2 protein-coding genes and 1 pseudogene are annotated in these 3,241 nt (G+C 40.6%); all 3 read right to left on the bottom strand.

What is annotated here, in order from left to right; all coding sequences use genetic code 11:
• Positions 1-977 (bottom strand): ribonuclease Z (gene rnz, locus VFM80_RS12460; protein ID WP_395072154.1); only part of this gene is annotated, 977 nt, incomplete at its 3' end.
• Between the two features lie 69 nt (positions 978-1,046).
• Positions 1,047-2,840, bottom strand: a complete 1,794-nt coding sequence (locus VFM80_RS12455; RefSeq protein ID WP_395072153.1) for an ABC transporter ATP-binding protein — start codon at positions 2,838-2,840, stop codon at positions 1,047-1,049.
• 39 nt (positions 2,841-2,879) lie between these two features.
• Positions 2,880-3,241 (bottom strand): annotated as a pseudogene (locus tag VFM80_RS12450) (hypothetical protein); the annotation flags it as partial.

Genomic DNA, 3,241 nt, shown 5'->3' with positions numbered 1-3,241 from the left:
CCGGATTTTTTATCCAGTTCTGTGATCTCAACTTTAGGAGTTATAATTCCCCGCTCGTGCATAGGATCTGTAAAGATCGGACGAAGTTCATTAGCTAACCAGGCTGGATAAAACCCTTCACGTGCTTCTTTAAGCAAGTCATGGGCATTAGTATAACGCGCTGAAAAATGTCCGATCACTAAAAGCTTCGTTTGAGCTTCAGTAGCCACACGTGCAGCGTCTGCCGTTGATGAATGGCCTGTTTCACCGGCTTTATCATCCAGGTCTTTACCAAAAGTCGCTTCGTGATATAAAATATTGGTATTCATCGCCAGCTTTACTGCATTTGGCGTGTATTCTGTATCAGTCACATATGCGAAGCTGTCTCCTGGACGAGGGTGGCCGACTATGTCGTTGGACTTAACCACAGTGCCGTCATCCAGGGTAACATCATTCCCAGCCTTAAGTTCTTTGAACTGTGCGTCTTTTGATATTCCCATTTTCTCTGCTTTATCAGCATCAACTTTGCCGGGACTGTCTTTTTCCTGAAATCTGAATCCCACACAAAATTTATTGTGTTTTAGCGGACGCGCCTCTACATAATATTCATCAGCATCCAACACCCGATCTACGTCAATATCATTCTCAATTTCATGGAAGTTGATATCATAGACAGGATCGATTTCAGCAAACTTCAGATTCCATTCTACAAAATCTTTAATGCCTTTTGGCCCGGCTATTGTTAATGGTTTTTCTCTACGCTGAAGCTGCAGAGTTGCAAGCAATCCAAGTAAACCGGAATAATGATCCACATCGAAATGAGATATAAAAATAGCTTCGATCTTTGATCGTTTAATGCCTGCTTGAAGCATTCGCATTTGTGCATTCTCGCCACAATCGAAAAGAAATACACTTCCTTCTCTCCATAGGGCAACTGAGGGTAAATGTCGCACGGCGGTTGGGGTTGCCGATGCTACTCCTAAAGGTACTACAATCATTGTTCTATCTCCCGTAAGGTATGTTTTATTTGGGGCATTGCTTTCATACAAGTGGCCCCGGTGTTTATTTTATATTTCTGCCAATTCTTGTTCTAACATTTGTTTGTTATACATGGCGGTATATCTGCCATTTTTAGACAAAAGGTTTTCGTGTGTACCTGTTTCTGCAATTTGTCCTTCCTCTAAATAGTAAATTTTATCTGCATCTTTAATTGTGGAAATCCGATGACTGATCATGATAGTTGTCCTGCCACTAAGCTCTTGTCTTAGATGTTTTAAAATCGCCTCTTCTGTTTTTGTATCGACGGCACTCAGTGAGTCATCAAATATTAAAATTTTGGGGTCTTTTATTAACGCTCTTGCTATTGCTGTCCTTTGTTTTTGTCCACCTGACAGGGTTATACCCCGCTCTCCAAGTATAGTCTTAAATTTTTTCTCAAAATCCAAAATATTCTCTTTAACCTGTGCTTTGTCAGCTGCTAGTTCTATCTGTTCTTCTGAGGCATCCTCTACTCCAAAAGCGATATTTTGACCGATTGTATCTGAAAATAAGAAGGTTTCCTGAGGAACAAAACCTATAGCCTCTCTTAATTTGGACAGTGACCAGTCTTTTAAACGCTCCCCATCCAATACCACTTCCCCTTCAAGGGGATCAAATAAACGGGGAATTAATTGCACCAACGTAGATTTTCCAGCTCCTGTTCTCCCCACAATAGCAATATTTTCACCCGGCTTAATTTCAAAAGAGATGTTTTTAAGAACCATTTCATCTGTTCCGGGATATTTAAAACCAACATTCTTAAACTCAAGATGCCCACTTACTTCCTGATCAATCTTATCATCCGAGTCTTTGATCTCAATGGGTTCATCCATAAGCTCCTGAATCCTGTTCCAGGAGGCAAGTGAACGCTGGAAACGATTTGTCGTGTAACCAAGTGCAGCGACAGGCCACGTCAAATAGGCTACATAGATCAAAAATTCTGCAATGTTACCGACCGTTAATATTCCTTCAATAACCATCTCCCCTCCTTTCCATACCACGATCAAAAGTGACAGGCCGATCAGGAAATTTAGAGCAGGATGAAATAATGATTCGATCATATCCAGCCTAAGTTTCTTTTTACGATAGTCCTCGCTTTCATTTTCAAAAAGCTGTTGTTCATGATCGATCCTATTGTATGCCTTTATAAGCCTTATGGCAGAAAACGTTTCTTTGGCTCGACCGGCCATCGTAGAATATTGTTCCTGAATGATAGTAGAGTGTTTATGAATATATCCTGTAATCCAATAGGCAAAAAACGATATAAAGGGTAAAGGGAGCAGGGCCCAAAACGTGAGCTCCGGATTCACTAAAAACATCATGGTAAGTACAAACCCGGCACGGGTCACGGTATTAATACTGTACATAATAACCGGCCCATAATAGTCACGAACCTTTCCAACGTCTTCAGTTGCACGCACATAGGTTTCTCCTGATGAATTTTCAGCAAAGTAACGTTGTGGCAAATTCATCAGTTTTTTTACAATATCATTTCTGATATCAAACTCAACTTTTCGGGAAGTAACTATGAGTGTTTGCCGGGTTGCAAAAAGTAAAATACCGTAAAGAATAACCGTCCCGATCAATATCAGTGAATTGGTAGCTAATATTTTAGAAGCTTCAGTAGAGAAAAGCGTTTCAATAATATTTGGCGGTACTTCAAATCCGGCTTCGCCCATCTCTTGTACCTTATCCATCGTACGCCGAATCAATACCGGAATCCAGACAAGAAAGAAATTAGAGGCCGTCAAAAAGAAGGCACCAAGTATCATTGTGCCTTTATACTTCTTGAGGTATTTATTGAGTTGTTTTAGAGCGCCCAAACCTTATCCGGTCGTTTGCTTGATGTTTTTATTTCCGAATCAGTCAGAGAATCGTCCAACCCAGTGCTTTCCAAGTTTCAATCCTGACAAGTATGCCGATTCAACGGTATTACCATTCATATAACCACCAACCAAAGCCAATGGTGTGTCGTTTCCTTTTATTTCCATGAAATCATGAGCAAGCGGATTAATGACCCTGCTATATCTCCAAAAATGAAGTTGTTTCCATTCAGGAAGTGAAGCCCACCCGCCTATAATGGTTGTAAGCCGATCAAGGATCAGTTCCTCAACTTTCTCACGGTCGGTATTGATATGCTTTTTAGCAAATTCAGAAGTAGTATGTGCTACTAAAGTATTCTGTGCTGAACTCCGTTTAGTAGATTCATTTGAGATCCATTGAA

This window comes from Gracilimonas sp. (genome assembly GCF_035704785.1).
In the GTDB taxonomy this organism is placed as follows: domain Bacteria; phylum Bacteroidota; class Rhodothermia; order Balneolales; family Balneolaceae; genus Gracilimonas.
The sequence above is the reverse complement of the archived record's forward strand: the minus strand, read 5'-3'. Positions and strand labels throughout refer to the sequence as shown.